The following is a 20,464-nucleotide window of genomic DNA, read 5'->3' as shown; positions in this document are numbered from 1 at the left end:
TAAATTTCAAAAAAAGTTAGAAAATGTTAAAAGATAAGATCATAAACAATGAAAGTGGCATAGTGCTTTATGGGCTAACGCCTCCAAAGGCTGAATTTGACGAGGCAAAGCTTAAAGAGATCGCCGCAAAGTGGGACAAGAGGATCACATACGTGCAGGCTGACGGCTTGGTGCTTTACGAGATACAAGATGAAAGTAGCCGTATAAAAAGCGAGCGAACTTTTGAATTTAGTGATACATTAAGCCCTGAAATTTACTACTCAAAATATCTAAATTTAAAGACGCCAAGCATCTTTTATAGGGTCGCGAACAAATATAATGAGAGTGAATTTAGAGAAAATTTAGCCAAAAGTAGTAGCGATATAAATGTCTTTGTCGGCGTTGCTTCTGGCAAAGTAGAGCCTAAAATGAGTTTGGAGCGTGCTTATGAGATCGCTAGAGATGAGTTTAAAGAGCTTGTAGTGGGCGGTGTTTGCATAGCTGAGAGGCACGCTAAAAAAGGCGATGAAGAGCAAAGGATGAGCCAAAAGGCCAAAATGGGGGCAAAATTTTTCATCTCGCAGGCAGTTTTTGATATAAATTTGGCTAAAAATTTACTAACAAGCGTGGCAAAAAGTGGGTTAAATTTGCCTATTATTTTGACATTTACGACTTGTGGTACGCCAAAAACGCTAGAATTTATCAAGTGGCTTGGCATAAGCGTTGATGAAAAGAGCGAAAAAAGGATGCTTGAAAGTGATGATTTTTTAGCCACGGCATCGCAAATTTGCCTTGAAAATTTCGTAGAGCTTTATGAATTTGCCAAAAAGCTTGGCATAAACGTCGGCGTTAATGTCGAGAGTGTCATGGCAAAACGCGCCGAGATCGAAGCGAGCCTGGAGCTAACAAAAAGCATAAGAGAGTTGGTGTAACGCCAGCTCTTGCTATAAATTTATACAAATTCTTTCTTGATAGCGCAATGGCACCACAAATCCACACAGAATAGTTATTATTATTAGCGATCAAAAGCTGTTTTAAAGGTCGGTTTGCTGGTGCTTGGCAAATTTTCAAAAAGCTGTTATGGCAAAAATGATATGGCTTTGGCGAGATATATGATACAGCAGACGCTGCTACTATTTAAAATATAAAAAAGGCAGGCAAATTTATCAAAGCTGCCCGAAAAATCGTTGAAGTCAAAATAGCTAAACAAGGCAAGAGTTTTTGCAAATTTAAGCAAATTTGATCCAAAAGTATAGAAATTTAGCCATCAAATAAGATCTAAATTTGACTAACCCCCCCCTCACTCCACCTTATATCCAGTGCCTCGCACAGTTTTTAGGCAGATAGTTGGTATCTTAGCTCTTATCTCTCACACGAGCGATCTTATGCGCTCTTGTGACAAGGTTTCGTTTTTATATAGGTGGTGATCTATCTCGTCGTAGGTAACGACGTGGGGCGAGTTTTTGCATAAAATTTCAAGTAGCTGGCTCTCTTTTTTTGTCAAATCAGATTTTCTTATACACTGGGAGTTTTTGTCAAAGATTTAGCTCAAATTTATAGCTTAAAAGCACCTTGCAAAGCTAAAGGCGTGAAATAAAAACTCTTCAGGACAAAATTGCTTAATGATAAAATCATTAACCCTAGCATAGCAAATCCTCTTAAAAACGCTAGGGACGCTAACGCCCCACAAAAGCATAATGGGAGTGATGTTTTGGCTATCTCTTATAAATTTAACCAGATCAAGGTTTAAATTTCTAGCCTTTACGTCAAAAACGTATAGATCATATCTGTTGCCGCACTCAAAGTTCTTAGTGACTTCGCTGGCGCTTTTGAGCTGCATCATCCTAAACCCAAAGCGGTAAAGCGATGCATTTAGGATGACATTTTGCTCAAAGTCGCTTAAGAGCAGCAAAGCTTCTTTGTTAGCCAGCTAGACCGCCACCAGCTGGTTTTTTGGCATCTTTTTCAGCCTTTTGTTTTAAAAATTCCTCTTCGTCTTTTGTAGGTTTATACTCATCTTTGAAGAATTTTTGCTTAGTTTCGATCCTCTTTTCGATCATCTTTTTATCATAAATTTTATATGACTGCTTCCAATACTCAAGATAGTTTCTAAAGCCAGCGCCGTGACCTGCGTCATAGTGGCAGCTTACACATTTTAGCTCTTTAGGAGTGTCAAGGAGCTCTTTGTAGTGCGCGTGCATCTTTTGAGCTTGTGCTGAAGTGTTGTTGCTATCTATTACGTTTGTGTGGCAGCTTGTGCAGCCATTGTCAAAGACAAAATGCTCGCGGTTTTTGAGGTTTTTGTGCCAGTCAATAGCATTAGGATCGCCAAAGAAATGCACCCAGCCCTCTAAAATGCCGTTTTTCGCCTTTGTTAGGGCGTATTTTGCGATGTTGTCATGCGGTATGTGACAATCCACACATCTTGCTTTGATGCCAGTTTTGCCCTTGCCGCTGTGGATGTCGTCGTTGTAGGCGATCACCATAGGATCCATCTCGTGGCAAACGATGCAGAATTTATCCCCACTCGTCTCATCAAGTGCGTAATGAACTGGCAGAACGACTAAAAATCCAACAATTCCGCTTACGAAGATTATAAGCGCTAGTAATTTTTTTGAAATTTTCATGGTGTTACTCCGTTCATCCATTGTGGCACCTCGTGTTCATGGCACTCAGAGCACATGTTTGTAGATGGTTTGTGTTCGTTGTGGCACTCGTCGCAGTATAAAGTCGGACCATCGTGAACAGAGTTGTGAGGATTTGCCTTTAGAGTATCCATAAATTTTAGCCTCTGGGCTAAGAGCTTTTTGCTCTTGTGACAGGATAGGCAGCCAGCGTCGCCGATCGCTTTAAATTTGCTAGGATCATCGCCTTGGTTTTGGTGACAATCAACGCAGTCAAAGCTTAGGTGTTCATGATGAGGTTTGATCTTATACTTGGCTCTTAGCTCATCAGAGACTACTACTTTTGTGACGTTTAGATCGCCCTTTGGCATATCGGCGCCAAAGAGATGAAGCGAAAATAAACAGGCAAAAATAGCGATGAATTTAAGCTTATTCATACCCTTTTCCTTTCTATTAAGATTTTATAAACATCAAATTTCAATGGAAAACTAATATTTTTACTTAAACTTATTTTTATAAAATTATAGTCCTTGCTTGATTAAATCTGCATTAATAATATTTTAGAGTGCTAAAATATAGACTAGTTTTATGAAGTTGAATTTTAAAGAAAAAGATAATTAAGCTAAATAAAATGGAAAATAAAATATAATCCCAAATCTTTGGTCCCGTAGCTCAGTTGGTAGAGCACTACCTTGACATGGTAGTGGTCGATGGTTCGAGTCCATTCGGGGCCACCATTTCTATATCAAATTTCCCAAAACGTAAAATCAAATAAATAAAATTTAAAAATATTTTTGTAACTTTTGTCTTTTTAAATTTTGGTTAAAATCCCTAAAATACGGTAAATTCTTTCTAAATTTAACTCTAAAATTTATAACTTCATATCTCAAAAAAGTTAAAGGACTGATCAAATCAATAATCGGCACGGATGCCATCGTCGCAGTTGATGCTAATGGAAATCAAAGAACTCTAAAAGCAGGTGACGTGATATATGACAACGAGGTCATAAAAGAACAAGAGGGCGTAAAGGTTGAGGTACAAGCCTTTCAAAACCAAAATGAATTTGCTGGCGACGAGGCTAGCAGCGAGATAGCGTCACTTCAAGAGGAGCTACTAAATGGTAAAAATATCGCTGACCTTGAAGAGACTGCAGCTGATGGCACGACTTCAACTGGTGGCGGCGCAAGCACAAATGGCGTGAGCCTTGGCGCTGCTAGCTTTGCACAAGGCGGTCACTACTCAAACGTAAATGCAAATTTTGGCGATCTAGCTTCTCAAGCAAATGCTAGTGCAGAGGCTCTAACAAATGTAAATGGCGCTGCTAGTGAGGGCTTTAGCCTTGATACACTTGCGGCTGCGATAGATAATGCATATAACAATATATTCTCGCAACCACTAGAAGTAACTGTCACAGCAGTTGATGATAATGTAGTGACTGGTAATACAGATCAGGCAGTAAGCAGCAACCTTGACATCGATGGCAATATCTTAGAGCATGAAAATTCACAAAGAACAGGTCTGCATATCACGAATGATAACACTCCAACTTTGGTAGGTAAGGCTACTTCAAACGCTACTATAAGCATATTTGATGGCGAAGGAGAAAATGCACCGCTACTTGGTACAACAACTACTGATGCAGACGGAAACTGGTCATACACACCAACTTCGCCTTTAGCTGATGGGGATCATAAATTTACTATCGAGGCTAGCAAAGTAGCTGCAAACGGCGAAGAGCTAAAAGCTACAAGCACGCAAGAGATAACTGTTGATACAAACAATAACACCTTGTCTATCACAAAAATATCTACTGATGACTTTTCTGACCTGTCACACTATAACACAATGTATGATAGCAATAAACAATACGATTTATCACCAAGTATCGAGGGTAAGGCAGAGCCATTTGCTGATATAAATTTAGTCATCACAAAAGCTGAAGTTGTTTACAATGATGGCTTAGGTAACTCTTGGGTAGAGCAAGGCAACGAAGCTCATGTAGTTGAAAGACTAAGTGCTAGGGCTGATGCTGATGGTAACTGGAAAGTCGAGAGTAGTGTGTTGGATAATCGTGGTACTAACGAATACACAGTTCAAGCTTCATCAGTAGATGAAGCTGGTAACCAATATTCAGAGCCTCAAGCAACTACATTTTATATGCCACTTGAGCCTATAACTGTTGCTCCAACAGACCACCTATAATCATAAATTTAATGTGGAGAGACCTCTCTCCACGACTTTTAAATTTACTTCAAATACTCTTTTACGTCGTACTCTTTGCCAGCGTCGTGATCTTTTAAAAGTTTAGCCACGACTGGGCTTAGAAGGATAATGGCGATCAAATTTGGCACAACCATAAGTCCGTTAAACATATCAGCTAAGCTCCAGACAAAATCGACCTTTTGCAAGCTGCCTAAAAAGACAAAAACAACAACTAAAATTTTAAAAATTTTAACCGCCTTTGCGCCAAAAAGGTAGCGCACGTTGATCTCAGCGAAGTAGTACCAGCCAATGATCGTCGTAAATGCGAAGAAAAATAGGCAGATCGCCACGAAGCTATAACCGCCAGTTTTGCCAAAGATATGTGACGAGAACGCCTCTTGCACCAAGGTGATGCCTGTAAAGACTGCCTTGCCGTTTTCAAAGCTGATGACGTTTGCAGTAAGCACCACAAAAACGGTTATATTTAGGATGACAAAGGTGTCTATAAAGACGCTCATTATGCCAAGGACGGCTTGATCGACTGGGTGTTTGACGTTTGCAGCAGCGTGTGCGTGCGGAGTCGAGCCCATGCCAGCTTCGTTGCTAAAAAGTCCCCTTGCGATGCCGTATCTCATAGCAGCTGCGATGCTAGCGCCAGTTGCCCCACCCCAAGCAGCCGAAGGATCAAACGCAGCTTTAAATATTAGCGAGATCGCCTCTGGGATTTGGTGAAAATTTAAAGCGATGATAGCTACGCCAACAACGATATAAAGTAGCGCCATTAACGGCACGATCTTTTCAGCGACCCTTGCGATCGCTTTTACGCCGCCTATGAAAATTAGCGCGCAAATGAGAGCCAAAAACGCCCCTGTTAGCCACTGCGGTATGCCAAAAGCACCGCTAAAGCCGTCTGATATGGAGTTTGCCTGAACCATGTTGCCGATAAAGCCAAGTGCGATGATGATAGCGATAGCGAAAAATCCAGCTAGAAATTTCGCCCATTTGCCCTTTAAACCGCGGCTTATGTAAAAGGCTGGACCGCCTATCGTGTGGCCGCTGTCATCTTTCGTGCGGTAAATTTGAGCGAGGCAAATTTCAGCGAAATTTGTAGCCATGCCTAAAAAGGCTGCGCACCACATCCAAAAAATGGCCCCAGGGCCACCCATGATAAGAGCTGTCGTCGCACCCACGAGGTTGCCAGTGCCAACTTGCGCTGCGATAGCGGTTGCTACTGCTTGAAACGAGCTCATACCAGCCTTGCCAGCAGCCTCGCCGTGAAGTGAGAAATTTCCAAAAAGTTCGCCTAAACCCATCTTAAATTTAAAAATCTGAACAAAGCCAAGTCTAATGGTGAAAAATAGTCCAGTGCCGCAAAGTAGGGCGATGAGGAAATATGGACCCCAAAGAAATGAATTTATACTTTCAACGCAGTTATTTAAAATTTCAGCAAAATTTGTAGGCATTTTTTAACTTTCGTGATTGATTTGGATTTAAGAAGTATATTTGAATAAATATAAAATTTAAATTAATAGCTAAAAAATCATACCCAAACTAAATTTTTACAAAAGCATCCCGCAAAACCATGCGTGAATAGTAATAAAAGCTGTAAAATAGCCTATCATCATAGCTTAGCTCGTCTTGATCTACGATATCAAGATACTTTGGCTCTAGCATTTGCTCCATCTTTGCAAGCGGCTTTGCGTGCTCAAGATGCTCTAGCTTCTCGCAAATTTCAAGCATAAATTTAAAAAAGAGTTCAAGCTTACGCGAGATAAATTTAGCCACCTCGCCTTTTTCGTCTAGCGCACTTTTATAAATTCGCACCAAAAAAACGAGCGCAAATGGCGTTGCGTGCCAAAATGTCTCTTGATATTCACACTCACCAAAGATCTCATCAAGCAGCTCACTAAGCTCTTTTTCATCAAATTTAGACTTTTTCACAGCCTTTGTAAGTGTGTTTAAAATTTGCGCAAAAAGCTCCGCCGTGCCGTAACTACAGCTTAGCCTATCCCACGGCACGTCTTTTATCTTTAAATTTGCTATATATGTTAAATTTTGCTCGTTCATGCGCGTACCTTTTTAAATTTCGAAAGAGTAAAGCCTAAATTTAGCCCTTTGACCTTATCTTTTTTAGCCACTCATTTAGCGTTTTTTCAAAGCCTATGCCCTTGCTTTTGTAAAAAACGAGCGGTTTTTCTAAGTATTTTTGCTCGACCCAGCCGCCAAAATCATGCGGATAAAGGTAGTCTTTGCTCTCTTTTGTGTGATTTTTAAGATATGGCGGGATCTTTAAAATTTCTTCGCTTTGCACGTATCTTAGGGCGGCATTTATCGCGTTGTAGCTGGAGTTTGACTTTGGCGAGCTAGCTAGATAGATGGCGCACTGAGCCAGTATGATCCTAGCCTCCGGAAAGCCTATCTCTTTTACGATGCTAAGCGTGCTTGCGGCTAAATTTAGTGCATTTGGGTTTGCGTTGCCGATGTCTTCGCTGGCAAATATCGCCATCCTTCTAGCGATGAAGTCAGCACTCTCGCCAGAGTCTATGAGCCTTGCAAGGTAGTATATGACGGCGTTTTCGTCGCTTCCACGCAGACTTTTTATAAAGGCGCTTGCTAGCTCGTAGTGCGTGTCGTCCTCTTTTGCCCCCTCTTTTAGGGCGTTTTGGCGAAGTGTTTTTAAATTTTCTAGGCTCACATTTTCATCAAGCGTAATGGCAAATTCTAGTAAATTTAGCATAGCTCTTGCGTCGCCGCCGCTACTTTTAAAAAGATACTCCTTCGCCTCCTCGTCAATGCTAAATGAAATTTGCTCTCTTATCTTGCCAAGAAGCTCCTCAAAGTCGCCACTGCTAAGCGGTCTAAACTCAAAGAGCATCGAGCGGCTTCTGATGCCTGAGCTTAGCGTGAAAAAGGGATTTTCCGTGCTAGCGCCGATGACTAGGGCTTTGTAGTTTTCCATGGGTATGAGCAGTGCTTCTTGCTGGGTTTTGCTAAGCCTGTGGATCTCGTCTATGAAAAAGAGTGGCTTGTTTAGGGCGTTTTCATAGTTTTTTAAAATTTTGCGAAAGTCATCTATCTTTAAATTTCCGCCGTCAAACTCGTAAAAGTCGTAGTTTGCCCCGCTTGCCACAGCCCTTGCAAAGCTCGTCTTGCCACAGCCTGCTGGACCATAAAATATGGAGTGCGGTATCTTGCTTGTGGCTATAAATTTTAAAAAGGCCGCTTTAACCGCCTTTTGACCGCAAATTTCATCCAAATTTTTTGGTCTAAACATCAGTGCAAGTGAGCTCAAATTTACCCCTTTACCGCTTTTGGTAAAATTTTGGCCTTTGCGCTAAGGCTCTCTATCTTTAGCTCGTAAATTTTCATGATCTTTAGCCCATACTCCGCCGCCACGTCAAATGTGCTCATCGCATAGGCTGTATATTTTTGGCTTAGAATTTTTAAAATTTCATACTTTTTGGTCTCGTCTGCTACTTCGTAGGCTCTTGTCTTTGCGATGGCGCTTTTATACTCGGTCGTAAAGACCTTGCCGCCAAGTGCCTTGCCGTCGTCTTTTATCGCTTCTAGCTCGCTATCATTTAGGTGCGGGACCTTGTTGAAGCTTACGCAGACAAATTCCACTTTTCGCCCGTTTTGCAGGAGTTTTGCCTTGCTACCAGCGCTCGCTCCATGCACAAAAATGCTCTCACCAACTCTAACTGGCGAGATAGGCACGCTAAAAATTTCTCCCTCATCATCCACGCATGAGATCACGCTGTATTCGCAGTCATCGATAATCTCAAGCGCCTCGTCAGGGCTTAGTTCTCTATCTTTTCGCCTCATTTTTCATCCTTTTTTTGCAAAATATTTTAAAATTTAAGTGCTTAAAGGCTAGTATAACGCAAAAATTTCAAGGAAAAATATGAAAAAATTTGCCATTTTTGCCCTTTTGTTGGGCGTAAATTTATTTGGTGCAAGCGAGGTTTGCAAGGAGTATGTCAAGCAAAGTAGGCTCTATCTTGATGAGCTTTACGCCAAAGAGAGCAAGAAGCTTGCGAGTGATGAGAAAGCGCTAAGGCTTTTTGAGCTTAAATTTGATGAGTTTAAGCAAAGGCAAAGCGGCCAAGAGGCGATGATAATGCAAAATAACGATGAGAAATTTTGCAAAAGCGAGCTAGAAAAGGTAAATAAACTTCTTTCTGAGCTTAAAAAATAGCTCAAATTTTAGCATTTAAGTCCCACTCTATGGGCGTTTTGCCGTGGTTTGCTAGGTAGATATTTGCCTTTGAAAAGTGCCTGCAACCAAAAAACGCCCCACGAGCTAGCGGACTTGGGTGGGCTGCCTCTAAGATGAGGTGCTTGCTGGCGTCTATAAGCGGTGCTTTTGCCTTGGCTGGGTTGCCCCAGAGCATAAAAACTACGTTTTGTAAATTTTGGCTAATCTTTCTTATGACGGCGTCTGTAAAGCCCTGCCAGCCAAAGCTAGCGTGAGAATTTGCCGCTCCAGCACTAACGCTTAAAGTGGAGTTTAGAAGCAGCACGCCTTGCTTTGCCCACTTTGTAAGATCGCCGCTATTTGGCTCTTTTATGCCAAGATCGGCGTAAATTTCTTTATAGATATTCACAAGGCTTGGCGGCACTCTCACGCCACTAGGCACTGAAAAGCTTAGCCCCATGGCTTGATTTGCGCCGTGATATGGGTCTTGGCCAAGGATGACGACCTTGACATCGTGAAACGGCGTTAGATTAAATGCGTTGAATATAAGCCCGCTTGGTGGATAGACGACGCCAGCACTCTTTGCTTTTAAGAAATTCTCTTTTATGCGAGCGAAATTTTCACTCAAAAACTCATCTTTTAGCACCTCTTTCCAGCTTGGCTCGATCTTTACGTCATCTAAATTTATCTGCATTTTCCTGCCCTTTTTTGTTTTAGCGGTATAATTTTAACTAAATTTATCCAAAGGAAAGAGCTGTGTCAGAGCAAATTTTTAATAAAATCCACGATCTTCTTAGCAAAAATGGGGCTAAATTTAGAGTGATAGAGCATGAGAGTGCTAGGACTTCAGAGGAGGTCGCTAAGATAAGAGGCACTAAAATGAGTCAGGGCGCAAAGGCGCTGGTCTGCTCTATAAAGGGCGTAGATGAGGAGAAATTTAGGCAAATTTTTAAAGATGAAAATGTGCTAGATGGCTACTTGTTAGATGACGAAAAGCCAGTGATGAAGGCTGGTAAAATTTACTTGCTCGCGGTTTTGCCAGCGGACGAGCAGGCTGATCTTGACACGCTTGCGCAAAAATTTGACGGCAAAAAAGCAAGCCTTGCTAGCCCAGATGAGGTCACAGCGCTGGCTGACTGCGTATTTGGCTCGGTTCCGCCATTTAGCTTTCATAAAAATTTGCACCTTGTTGTGGATGAGAGTTTGCTAGAGCGAAACGATGAGATCGCCTTTAATGCTGGGCTTCTTGATAGATCGCTCATCTTAAACGCAAAAGACTACGCTAGGATAGTAAAGCCGGTGTTTGTTAAATTTGCAAAAGAAAAGTGCTAGGCTAACCACTTCCTAGCACTAAATTTGTCGGGAGAAAAATGAATTTAAGTAATGCAAAGACGAGAAATTGCTAAATTCATTTCAATGACAAATATTATCAAGGATAATCTTAAAGTATAATAAATTATATTGATAAAATATGCATATTTTAGGGATTTTTATCTTTATATATAAAAAAATATATTTTAAAAACCAAAAATTTTGGCTCAAATTTCATTAAATTTAAAAAGAATTTATAAAAATTTGCTTAGCAATTATTAAGTTTAGCTTAAAGCCCATTTCGATAAAATCCTTAATCGTTCTTTTATCGTAAAAAAGACAATTTGATATAAGGAAAAACAATGAGCGATATCATCGCATACAAACTAAATGGCGAAATAGTCGATACTCAAAGTATCGCAGGGCGTGAAAGTAGTGCTGAGCCTGTCTATTTCGACAACTCAAAAGAGGCACTACACGTTATCAGACACTCCTGTGCACACCTCATGGCACAAGCTATCAAATCACTCTATCCAAAGGCGAAATTCTTTGTCGGACCAAACGTAGAAGATGGATTTTATTATGATTTTAGAGTTGATGATGAGGGCACGAAGCTAGGCGAGAGCGATCTAGCAGCGATCGAAGATAAGATGAAAGAGCTTGCTGAGAAGAAATTTGACATAGTTAAAACCTGCTCAACTAAAGCTAATATGAGTGAGAAATTTAAAAACGACGACCTAAAACAAGAGGTCTTAAAAAGAATTCCAGATGGCGAAGTGAGCAGCTATGCACAAGGCGATTTTGAAGACCTTTGCCGCGGACCACACCTGCCAAATACTAAATTTTTAAAATTCTTCAAGCTTACACGCGTGGCTGGTGCATATCTTGGCGGTGATGAGAGCCGTGAGATGCTAACTAGAATTTACGGCACAGCTTACGCAGACAAAGAGAGCCTAAAAGAGCACATCCGCATCATCGAAGAGGCTAAAAAGCGCGATCACAGAAAGCTTGGCGTCGAGATGAAGCTATTTACATTTGATGAAGAAGTGGGTGGCGGTTTGCCTATCTGGCTACCAAATGGCGGACGCTTGAGATCAAAACTAGAGCAGCTCTTATACAAAGCTCACAGAGATCGCGGCTACGAGCCAGTGCGAGGTCCTGAGCTTTTAAAGGCTGACGTGTGGAGAAGAAGCGGCCACTACGCAAACTACAAAGAAAATATGTACTTTACAACGATCGATGAGACAGAGTATGGCATCAAGCCGATGAACTGCGTTGGTCACATCAAGGTCTATCAAAGTGACATCCGCTCTTACCGCGACTTGCCGCTTAAATTTTTCGAGTACGGCGTCGTGCACCGCCATGAAAAAAGTGGCGTGCTTCACGGACTTTTCAGAGTTAGAGAATTTGCACAAGATGACTCACATATCTTTTGTATGCCAAGCCAGATCAAAGAAAATATCTTAGAAATTTTAAAATTTGCTGGCACGATAATGGAAAATTTTGGCTTCCACTATGAGATGGAGATATCAACCAAGCCAGCCAAAGCGATCGGTGGCGATGAAATTTGGGATACTGCTACACAAGCGCTAAAAGAAGCCCTTGATGAAAATGGCTTTAAATACGGCATCGACGAGGGCGGCGGCGCATTTTATGGACCAAAGATCGACATTAAGATAACTGACGCGCTTAAGAGAAAGTGGCAGTGTGGCACGATACAAGTCGATTTTAACTTGCCAGAGCGCTTTGATCTAGGCTACATCGACGCAAATAACGAAAGACAGCGCCCTGTAATGCTTCACAGAGCCTTGCTTGGCAGTTTTGAGAGATTTATAGGAATTTTACTTGAGCACACTGCTGGTGAGCTACCATTTTTCATAGCACCAACGCAGGTCGTCATCGTGCCTATTAGCGACGCGCATTTAGACTATGCAAAAGAAATTTCACGCGAGCTAAGAAAGATCAACGTCGATAGCGAGATCGCAAGTAAAAATGAGAGTTTAAATAAGAGAATAAGAACGGCAGAAAAACAAAGGGTGCCTATGATAGTCGTGCTAGGAGACAACGAAGTAGCGAACAAGAGCGTTGCATTGCGTGACAGACAGGCTAGGACGCAGAGCGATATGAGCTTGGCGGAATTTATAAATTTAACGAAGGAGAAACTTAGTGAGGTACATTTTTGAGTAAGGAAAATGAAGTATTGCTCAATGAGGACATAAGGGCGAGAGAGGTAAGATGTGTAGGGGATGATGGCACGGCATACGGTGTCATCTCAAGAGATGAGGCTTTAGAGATCTCAAATAAGCTTGGGCTTGATCTAGTGCTTATAGCGCCAGATGCGAAGCCGCCAGTTTGCAAGATAATGGACTATGGTAAATTCCGCTATCAGCAAGAGAAGAAGCAAAAAGAGGCCAAGAAAAAGCAAAAAACCATCGAGATAAAAGAGATAAAACTCTCTGTCAAGATCGCCCAAAACGATATAAACTACAAGGTTAAACACGCAAGCGAGTTTTTGCAAGATGGCAAACACGTTAAATTTCGTGTCTTTTTAAAGGGTCGCGAGATGAGCACTCCAGAGGCTGGCGTTGCCATGCTTGAGAAGGTCTGGGAGATGATCAAAGATGAAGCTGACCGCGACAAAGAGCCTATAATAGAAGGTCGTTATGTAAATATGCTTGTAACTCCAAAAAAGGGTTAAATTCTCACAAAGAGCAGGCTAGGGCTTGCTCTTTTTCATTAAATTTTTAATACAAAAACTCACAAATAACTATTTTCAAAAATTCTATCATTTTTATATTTTCTAAATTTACGCAAGGGCATTTGCGATTGATGTGGTTTGTGGTTAAATTTTGTAGGATGAATTTAGACGCGGCTTAAATTTAGTAAATTTTGATTTTTGCTTACTGGAATTTAATACTTTGACATCACTTGTATAGACGTTGTGCTGAAAATAATTTAGACAAATTGATTTTCTTGTGAGTTTGTAAATTTAAGTGTTTGTGCGAGTGTTTGAAATCAAAATTTGTCTAATTACAGGCTAAATTTGGTAAGAAACTCGATTACTTGTAGCTTAAATTTAGCAAATTTTAAATTCTCTTGTTCGAATTTGATTATCTTACTGTCACTCGCAAAAGCGCTGTGCCTAAAAACTTCTTGTGGGTTTTTAAATTTCTTTTTTTATATGCTTGCATGAGAGTTTTTAAGCTAAATTTTGCCTATGAACTAGCTAAATTTGGCAAGAGAAATATTGTTTTAATAATACTTTTTATGTGGTGACTAAATTTGATGAGAAATTTGCTTATTTGTGGGTTAAATGCAGTAAATTTTAATTTTCACTTACCAAAATTTATCACACCTTTTTTCTGCCAACCCTTACACGAGTGATTTATTGAAATTTGACCAAGCAAATGCCATCTAATAAAGTAAATTTGAACTTCTTGTGAGTTTGTAAATTTATGGTGCGTGTGCGAGTGCCGTGAGCTAAATTTCATCTAATAGGTTGCTGAACTTGACGAGAGAAATATAGCTTTAATAAGTGCCCTTTGCAAATCTTTTGACTGCTTTTATTTTATTTGGAGCAAAATTTAGCAAGAAATTTCTTTGTTTATAGCTTAAATTTATAAAATTTTAATTTTTGTTTGCTGGAATTTGTTCTATTTTTTATTGCTCGCATGGATGCTGTGCTGAAATTTGACTGTGTAAAGCCACATTGTTGGAGTAAATTTGATAAGAAAATTGCTTGTTATGGCTTAAATTTATAAAATTTAACTATCTCTTGCCAAAAGGCAAATACTTTGTTACTATCTGCTTAAATTTATAAAAGAGAATTTAAGCTGGACGAGCCTAAATTTACTAAATTTCATAAGCCATTTCTTGCCAAAAATGTCTGTTATCTGCTTGTGAAATTTTAGTTTTTTGCTCATTCTCTGGTAGGATTTCACCATTTAGTATTATTATGCCGAAGTTGCAAGCGCTATGAAAATTTCTCACTCACAATGCATTTGCTGCAAATTTCATCATCACCAAGTAGCCACGCATAGACCGCACCACTCGTGCAATCAAGCAAAATATCAACAGGATGCTCCACAGCAAAAACTTTCAATTTTACTGCTCAAACCTCGCCACTCCACCATTTGCCGCCATATCAGCTATTTTGACAAAATTTCTATTAAATGCTCTAAAATAGTGGTCTGCTCGCTACCCTAGTGAAATTTAACCAAACTTCAGATCCATATCCGCCACACCAGCAAAATTTTGTCAAAACGAACACGGCATAAAATGCTTCAAGCTTGCATAAATTTGATAGCTTGCTAGTAAAATTTGCCGTGCAAAAGGCAAATTCTATTTTGCCTAAAAACCATAGCCTGCCTCGTATCGATTTACGTCCAAATTTAGCTTGGACGTAAATTTACAGAGCCAAAATGGCCTACACATATCCTTGATCTATCATCGCATCAGCCACTTTTCTAAAGCCAGCAATATTCGAGCCAAGCACCAAGTTGCCCTCATCGCCAAACTCTTTACTCGTTTCATAGCTTAGCTCAAAGATGTGGTTCATGATGCCATGAAGTTTGCGATCGACCTCCTCGAAGCTCCACGAAGTCATGCCAGCATTTTGCATCATCTCAAGTCCGCTTGTGCCCACGCCACCAGCGTTTGCTGCTTTTGCTGGAGCAAAGTAAAAGTCTTTTTGCGCGAGCATGAAATTTATCGCATCAAGCGTGCTTGGCATGTTCGCGCCCTCAGCCACGAAGCGGCAGCCATTTGCGTAAAGCACTTTTATGTCAGCTAGGTGAAGCTCATTTTGTGTCGCACACGGGAAGGCTCCGTCGCATGGCACGTCCCAGACGCCGTTTCTGCCCTCTTTGTATTCGCTTACGCTTACATATTTTGCATTTGGTCTAAATTTGGTGTATTCGCTAAGGCGAGCGCGTTTTACTTCTTTTAGCTCTTTAAGCACCGCTAGGTCGATGCCCTCAGCGTCATAGACATATCCGTTTGAGTCAGAGACAGTGATAGGCAGTGCGCCTGCTTGATAGAGCTTTTCGACTGTGTAGATGGCGACGTTTCCGCTACCGCTGACGCTACATTTTTTGCCCTCTAGATCAAGTCCAGCTTTTTTTAGCATGTTTTGAGTGAAATATACCAGTCCGTATCCAGTAGCCTCTGTGCGCGCTAGGCTGCCTCCCCAGTTTAGCCCCTTGCCAGTTAGGATGCCATCAAATCTGCCAGTTAGCTTTTTATACTGACCAAACATATAGCCGATCTCTCTAGCGCCCACGCCGATGTCGCCTGCTGGCACATCCACGGTGTTGCCGATGTGGCGATATAGCTCGCTCATAAATGCTTGACAAAAGCGCATTATCTCGCCCTCGCTCTTGCCCTTTGGATCAAAGGTGCTGCCGCCTTTTGCGCCGCCGATATTTACGCCAGTGAGTGAGTTTTTGAAAATTTGCTCAAATCCAAGAAATTTTAGCACGCCAAGATCGACGCTTGGGTGGAGCCTTAGACCGCCTTTATATGGGCCAACAGCTGAGTTAAACTGCACGCGGTAGCCGTTATTTACCTTTGGTCTGCCATCGTCGCCTGTGTATGTCACGCGAAAGATCACCGTGCGCTCTGGGATGACGATGCGCTCTAGGATCGCGTGTTTTTGGTACTTGCTCTCTCTTTTGATAAGCGGCTCTAGGCTGTTTAAAACCTCAGTCGCAGCTTGGACAAAGACGCCTTGACCTGGGTTGGTCTTCTTTATCCACTCCATCGTTTGTTCGATGTACTCGCTCATTTTTGCTCCTTTTTCCTTTTTTTGTAGTTAAATATTAACTCGGCTAGAAAAAATTTTTATTTAAAGATATTTTAATATTTTTATTTTGGGCAATGAGTGTTACATATCGAAACTAAATTTATAAAAAAGTGGTTTTTGCTTTGGTTGCTAGGATAAATTTATAAATTTTACTAAATTTGCGCCATCTCTTGCCAAAAAGGAAGTGCTGTGTCGTCTGCTTGGACAAAATTTAGTATTTGCTGGTTTGATGGCAGGGCTTCATCGTTTAGCCTTGCTATATAGGTGCTGGCAAGCGCTATGAAAAATTTTTCAAAGTCACTCGCAACGCACCTGCTGCAAAGCTCCTCATCTTCAAGTAGCCACGCATATACCGCACCGCTCGTGCAATCAAGCAAAAATATCCACGGATCTCCCACGGCAAAAACTATCAAATTTGCTGGGCGAGCTTCACCCTGCCACCATTTGCCACCAAACTCATCTACGCTGTTTAGCCGCACTAGCTCGCTCGCATAGTCGCCTCTTGAGCCAAAACTGACATTGCAAATTTCAAACTCTCCAAGCTCAAATTTGCTTAAAAGCTTTGTAAATTTGGCTGGGAAATTTACACCAAGGCTCTTTCGTGCTTGCATAAATGCCGAAGCGTCCTTTTGCGGCAAAAGCCTCATGCCAGTCATGCCTTCTTGCTCTAGTGGCAAGAAAATTTGATCTAGTTTTCTAGCGATCTCGTCTAATTTTAAAAACATACCAGTCCTTAAATTTGCTAAATTTGGCAAATTTTATCAAATTTAACCAAGTGCACTTTGAAATTTGGGTTATAATCGCCATAAATTTAAGGAGCTAGCGTGGTTAGATCATATCCTCTTGATATGCCTGGCGTGGAGTTTCGCGGGCACGGCGTAACTGGCATTTATGAGATGAATGGGCGCATTGCATTTGTGCATTTTGCTTTTGGGGTGCCTAGCGAGCTAGAGATAGCTCAAAAACTAATACCAAACTACGTGCTGCTAGATACATTTTCGCGCGACTTTAGCGAGCATAAAAGATCAACGCTTACCTACAAACAAAGCGAAATTTTTATAGCTAGCAATGCGCGTTGCTACCCAGAAAATGGCTACTTCGTGCTAAATACTAGATACTACAAGGGCTACATAAACTTCCCAGCAAAGCTTATAAAGATAAGTGATGGGCTGATGAGCGAGCTTGGCGTTGCTAAAGAGCCTGTAAAAGAGATATATAACGACGCTAAAACTTATGAATTTGATGGCTTTTGCGTGCGCATGAGCTCGCCATTTATGATGGAGTGCAAAGAAATTTTGGACAGTGCAGAGTTCAAAAGCGAAGCAAAAGATGAAAATTTAAATGCTGATTTGCCACCCAAAGAGCAGGGCGCAAGGATAGGCAAGACCATCTGGCGGCTAAAGCTTGGCGCATATCTCTACACGCCAGTCTGCCTGAATGATGGGGTGCTTTACTTTGGCACCGCTGGCAAGGGCGGAGATCTATACGCCGTGGATGCAAAAAGTGGCGAGGTGGTGTTTAAGTTTAAAACCAGCGGCACGGAGCATTTTGTTTTAGTCGAGGGTCAAATTTTGCTCGCAAACCGCAAAAATAAGCCAGTTTTGATAAGCGCCAAAGATGGCTTGCTATTAAAAGAGATAGAGTTTGAGAAATTTAGCCTTAGCGCAGATCAGATCATGCTAGTAAGTGGTGGCAGGCTCTATGCTGTGGCAAATGACGGAGCTAAAATTTATGCAGTTTGCGCAGAAATTTAGCCTTGGCGAAATTTATCGCCAAAGCTGCAATAAGATAAATTTATCTCTTCTTTTTATATCTTTTTATCGCCTCTACGATGACCTCTTCTAGGTCGTCATTTGGCTCTTTGTTCATATCGTCGTAGGTGTTTTCAAGGATAGTTTTTAAGTTTTTCTCAACGTAGCTAGTATCGAAAAATCCCCTTCTAAACTCCTTACTTTTGCTGATCGTTAGCAAAAATGGGATGATCGTTCGCACGCCCTCGATGGTAAATTCTTCAAGTGCTCTTTCAAGCTTATTTACAGCAAGATCGTAGTCAGTCGCCTTGACGATCAGTTTTGCGATAAGTGAGTCGTAAAATGGCGGTATGGTGTAGTCTTTATAGACGTGGCTATCGACGCGCACAGATGGGCCAAGAGCTGGGTAGTAGCCCTCGATCGTGCCTGGTGCTGGGATGAAATTCTCCCAGACATTTTCAGCTGTGATCCTTGCTTCTATCGCGTAGCCGCGCGGCTTGATGTCGCTTTGCTCGATCTCTAAAATTTCACCAGCTGCGATCCTTATCTGCCTAACTACTAGATCATGACCTGTGATCTCTTCAGTGATGCCGTGCTCCACTTGGATACGGGTGTTCATCTCCATGAAGTAAAAGTTGTTGTAGTCATCTAGCAAAAACTCGATAGTTCCTACGTTTGAGTAGCCCACAGCCTTTGCAGCAGCCACCGCAGTCACGCCCATGATCTTTCTTAAATTTTCGCTAATCGATGGGCAAGGTGCGATCTCGATGATCTTTTGGTGGCGCCTTTGGATAGAGCAGTCACGCTCGCAAAGGTGGATGATGTTGCCGTAGTTGTCGCCTAAAATTTGAAACTCTATGTGGCGAGGATTGACGACAAGCTTCTCCATAAAAACTTCGTCGTTGTTAAAGTATGCTTTTGCCTCTCTGGTGCACGACTCAAAGGCATCTTGCATATCTTCTTCTTGCCAGACCTCCCTGATGCCACGGCCACCACCACCACCGCTTGCTTTTAAGATGACAGGGTAGCCGATGCGTCTAGCGTGCTCTTTTATGGCGTCCATGCTCTCATCATTTAGCTTTTCAGTGCCTGGCACTATCGGTATGCCGTTTTTCTTCATTAGATATCTAGCGATGTTTTTATCGCCCATTTTTTTGATGACTTCGGCTTTTGGACCGATGAAAATGAGCCCAGCGTCCTCAACTGCCTTTGCAAATTCGTAGTTTTCGCTTAAAAAGCCGTATCCTGGGTGAATGGCGTCAGCTCCGCACTCTTTTGCAAGCTTTACGATAGCTTTGGCGTCAAGATAGCCCTTGATCGGATCTTCACCCACTTGATAGGCCTCGTCAGCGATCCTGACATGCAAGCACTCGCTGTCTGGTGCTGTGTAAATTCCTACGCTTTGGATGTGTAAATCCCTACAAGCTCTGACTATCCTAACTGCGATCTCACCACGATTTGCGATAAGAATTTTATGTATCATAGGCTATCCTTTTTGAGTTTTTCTTATCATATAACTATTCGTTTTATTTTTAGATAAATTTGTTAAGTCTGGTTTTAAAATTTGAGTGCAAAAGGCTAAATTTACACTCAAATTTCTTTATTTGCTGATGATCTGTGGGAAAGGTGTGGCTAGGGCTTTTTTGCTAAAATCTTGCGACTCGATCGTGAAATTTGTAGCAAATCTTTGAATGCCCTCTTTTTTATAAGCACGCCTTTGGATGGTAAAAAGGACTAAATTTCCGCCTTGTTTGGTGTAGCGATATATCGAGTGCTCGGCTGTTGGCACGCCATTTAGGTTTGAAAATATCGTGATATCAAGATAAATTTCATTTGCGAGCGAGCCCTTTTTATAAGCCACTTTTAGCCCTTTTGCTTTTAGCTCTTTTAGATCATTTATCTTTTGCTCGACCGCTTGCTCTGGTGTAGCGTCAAATTTAAGGGTATTTAGCGAGAGCATGTAGCTAAAACTATCTATCTTCTCGCCAGGGAGCAAGTACTCCTGCGTGAATAAATTTGGCACAGGCTTGGCTGAGCCTGCTAGTGAGTAGAGTCTGTTGTCAAATTTTATCTGCATCGGCTCAAAATACTGAGTAGCTGCGAGCAAGAGCGCTGGCAAAGCGATAAATGCTAAAAATTTCTTCATCAAATTCCTTTAAAATGGATTTACTATCATTACCCAGATGATGATGAGCATCGCGATAGTTGGCACTTCGTTGTAAGCTCTAAAGAAGATGCCACTTTTGTTACAGCGTTTCTCTTTAAGCTGCTTCATGTAGCGTCCAAGGTCTAGGTGATAGATAGCCATTAAGATGACAACTAAAATTTTGACGTGGATGTGACCAGTTTTTATAAGATCAGGCATCGCGATAAGTATTAATATGCCAGTTACAAATGAGCCGATGAGCGCTACCCAGCCGATGTAGTGATACATCTTATACTCCATCACCTCAACCACTTTTACAAAGTCAGGTTTGTCCATATTTTCTACGTGATAAACGTAGAGCCTTGGCTGATAAAACAGCACTGCCATCCACGAGATGAAAAACAAATAGTGGAGGTATTTTAAGTAAAGATAATATTCTGCCATAACGTC

General features: G+C 41.4%; 22 protein-coding genes and 1 tRNA gene. 8 read left to right on the top strand and 15 right to left on the bottom strand.

Translation table 11 applies throughout. From position 1 onward, the window contains the following. Positions 1–23: 23 nt before the first annotated feature. Positions 24–911 (top strand): DNA-binding protein, encoded by an 888-nt coding sequence (locus G6W41_RS06755; protein WP_194171002.1) that lies wholly within the window; start codon positions 24–26, stop codon positions 909–911. 437 nt (positions 912–1,348) lie between these two features. On the opposite strand, the gene G6W41_RS06750 is transcribed toward G6W41_RS06755, so the two are convergent. The 4 genes from G6W41_RS06750 to G6W41_RS06735 are packed head-to-tail and all read right to left on the bottom strand — an operon-like array spanning position 1,349 to position 3,040. Beyond that, positions 1,349–1,483: a helix-turn-helix domain-containing protein gene (locus G6W41_RS06750; protein WP_194171001.1), complete on the bottom strand. Its 135-nt coding sequence runs from the start codon at positions 1,481–1,483 to the stop codon at positions 1,349–1,351. Positions 1,484–1,540: 57 nt separating this feature from the next. Next, on the bottom strand, positions 1,541–1,891 hold the full coding sequence (locus tag G6W41_RS06745; protein ID WP_194171000.1) for a hypothetical protein: 351 nt from the start codon (positions 1,889–1,891) through the stop codon (positions 1,541–1,543). A 10-nt stretch (positions 1,892–1,901) separates the two neighbouring features. Next, positions 1,902–2,606 (bottom strand): cytochrome c3 family protein, encoded by a 705-nt coding sequence (locus tag G6W41_RS06740; RefSeq protein ID WP_194170999.1) that lies wholly within the window; start codon positions 2,604–2,606, stop codon positions 1,902–1,904. Continuing rightward, positions 2,603–3,040 carry a cytochrome c3 family protein gene (locus G6W41_RS06735; RefSeq protein ID WP_004317425.1) on the bottom strand — a complete coding sequence of 146 codons (438 nt, stop codon included), beginning with the start codon at positions 3,038–3,040 and terminating at the stop codon, positions 2,603–2,605. The genes G6W41_RS06740 and G6W41_RS06735 overlap by 4 nt, the downstream gene beginning before the upstream one ends. A 224-nt stretch (positions 3,041–3,264) precedes the next feature. Here G6W41_RS06735 and G6W41_RS06730 point away from each other — a divergent pair. Continuing rightward, positions 3,265–3,340 (top strand) — tRNA-Val (locus tag G6W41_RS06730). A 247-nt stretch (positions 3,341–3,587) separates the two neighbouring features. Next, complete coding sequence (locus tag G6W41_RS10365; RefSeq protein WP_194170998.1) at positions 3,588–4,805, top strand: Ig-like domain-containing protein; 1,218 nt, start codon at positions 3,588–3,590, stop codon at positions 4,803–4,805. Positions 4,806–4,849: 44 nt separating this feature from the next. On the opposite strand, the gene G6W41_RS06720 is transcribed toward G6W41_RS10365, so the two are convergent. From G6W41_RS06720 to G6W41_RS06705, 4 genes are all read right to left on the bottom strand, one after another. Then, entirely contained in the window at positions 4,850–6,268 is a 1,419-nt protein-coding gene (locus G6W41_RS06720; RefSeq protein WP_004317313.1) for an alanine/glycine:cation symporter family protein, read from the bottom strand. Between the two features lie 88 nt (positions 6,269–6,356). After that, a complete protein-coding gene (locus G6W41_RS06715) occupies positions 6,357–6,872 on the bottom strand; it encodes a hypothetical protein (protein WP_194170997.1) in 516 nt (171 codons plus the stop codon). Between the two features lie 40 nt (positions 6,873–6,912). Further along, on the bottom strand, positions 6,913–8,079 hold the full coding sequence (locus tag G6W41_RS06710) for a replication-associated recombination protein A (protein WP_242039923.1): 1,167 nt from the start codon (positions 8,077–8,079) through the stop codon (positions 6,913–6,915). A 20-nt stretch (positions 8,080–8,099) separates the two neighbouring features. Next, on the bottom strand, positions 8,100–8,630 hold the full coding sequence (locus tag G6W41_RS06705) for a pyridoxamine 5'-phosphate oxidase family protein (RefSeq protein ID WP_194170995.1): 531 nt from the start codon (positions 8,628–8,630) through the stop codon (positions 8,100–8,102). 79 nt (positions 8,631–8,709) lie between these two features. On the opposite strand from G6W41_RS06705, the gene G6W41_RS06700 reads away from it, so the two are divergent. Continuing rightward, positions 8,710–9,003, top strand: coding sequence for a hypothetical protein (locus G6W41_RS06700; protein ID WP_103597825.1), 294 nt, complete (start codon positions 8,710–8,712; stop codon positions 9,001–9,003). A 1-nt stretch (position 9,004) separates the two neighbouring features. Here the strand turns inward: G6W41_RS06700 and ung are convergent, their stop codons facing one another. Then, on the bottom strand, positions 9,005–9,697 hold the full coding sequence (gene ung, locus G6W41_RS06695) for a uracil-DNA glycosylase (protein ID WP_149720403.1): 693 nt from the start codon (positions 9,695–9,697) through the stop codon (positions 9,005–9,007). A gap of 62 nt (positions 9,698–9,759) precedes the next feature. On the opposite strand from ung, the gene G6W41_RS06690 reads away from it, so the two are divergent. The 3 genes from G6W41_RS06690 (at position 9,760) to infC (ending at position 13,012) form a co-directional block, all read left to right on the top strand. Further along, positions 9,760–10,335, top strand: a complete 576-nt coding sequence (locus tag G6W41_RS06690; RefSeq protein WP_194170994.1) for a YbaK/EbsC family protein — start codon at positions 9,760–9,762, stop codon at positions 10,333–10,335. Positions 10,336–10,676: 341 nt separating this feature from the next. After that, complete coding sequence (thrS, locus tag G6W41_RS06685; protein ID WP_194170993.1) at positions 10,677–12,497, top strand: threonine--tRNA ligase; 1,821 nt, start codon at positions 10,677–10,679, stop codon at positions 12,495–12,497. Beyond that, positions 12,494–13,012 (top strand): translation initiation factor IF-3, encoded by a 519-nt coding sequence (gene infC, locus G6W41_RS06680; RefSeq protein WP_009295104.1) that lies wholly within the window; start codon positions 12,494–12,496, stop codon positions 13,010–13,012. The genes thrS and infC overlap by 4 nt, the downstream gene beginning before the upstream one ends. Before the next feature lie 1,275 nt (positions 13,013–14,287). Here infC and G6W41_RS10315 read toward each other — a convergent pair. The 3 genes from G6W41_RS10315 to G6W41_RS06670 form a co-directional block, all read right to left on the bottom strand. Further along, on the bottom strand, positions 14,288–14,416 hold the full coding sequence (locus G6W41_RS10315) for a hypothetical protein (RefSeq protein ID WP_275944621.1): 129 nt from the start codon (positions 14,414–14,416) through the stop codon (positions 14,288–14,290). 324 nt (positions 14,417–14,740) lie between these two features. Next, complete coding sequence (gene gdhA, locus G6W41_RS06675) at positions 14,741–16,099, bottom strand: NADP-specific glutamate dehydrogenase (RefSeq protein ID WP_194170992.1); 1,359 nt, start codon at positions 16,097–16,099, stop codon at positions 14,741–14,743. 170 nt (positions 16,100–16,269) lie between these two features. Beyond that, positions 16,270–16,842, bottom strand: a complete 573-nt coding sequence (locus G6W41_RS06670; protein ID WP_194170991.1) for an SMI1/KNR4 family protein — start codon at positions 16,840–16,842, stop codon at positions 16,270–16,272. 99 nt (positions 16,843–16,941) lie between these two features. On the opposite strand from G6W41_RS06670, the gene G6W41_RS06665 reads away from it, so the two are divergent. Continuing rightward, a complete protein-coding gene (locus G6W41_RS06665; protein WP_194170990.1) occupies positions 16,942–17,871 on the top strand; it encodes a PQQ-binding-like beta-propeller repeat protein in 930 nt (309 codons plus the stop codon). Between the two features lie 40 nt (positions 17,872–17,911). On the opposite strand, the gene G6W41_RS06660 is transcribed toward G6W41_RS06665, so the two are convergent. The 3 genes from G6W41_RS06660 to G6W41_RS06650 all read right to left on the bottom strand — a co-directional run bounded on the left by G6W41_RS06660 (position 17,912) and on the right by G6W41_RS06650 (position 20,458). Next, positions 17,912–19,351, bottom strand: a complete 1,440-nt coding sequence (locus G6W41_RS06660) for an acetyl-CoA carboxylase subunit A (protein ID WP_004317286.1) — start codon at positions 19,349–19,351, stop codon at positions 17,912–17,914. Between the two features lie 117 nt (positions 19,352–19,468). Continuing rightward, on the bottom strand, positions 19,469–20,014 hold the full coding sequence (locus tag G6W41_RS06655) for a hypothetical protein (protein WP_021086664.1): 546 nt from the start codon (positions 20,012–20,014) through the stop codon (positions 19,469–19,471). 9 nt (positions 20,015–20,023) lie between these two features. Continuing rightward, positions 20,024–20,458, bottom strand: coding sequence for a CopD family protein (locus G6W41_RS06650; RefSeq protein ID WP_004317437.1), 435 nt, complete (start codon positions 20,456–20,458; stop codon positions 20,024–20,026). Positions 20,459–20,464 lie beyond the last annotated feature (6 nt).

The organism is Campylobacter concisus, assembly GCF_015230035.1.
Classification (GTDB): Bacteria; Campylobacterota; Campylobacteria; order Campylobacterales; family Campylobacteraceae; genus Campylobacter_A; species Campylobacter_A concisus_BK.
Note: the sequence above shows the minus strand (reverse complement) of the source record. Positions and strands in the feature narration are given on the sequence as shown.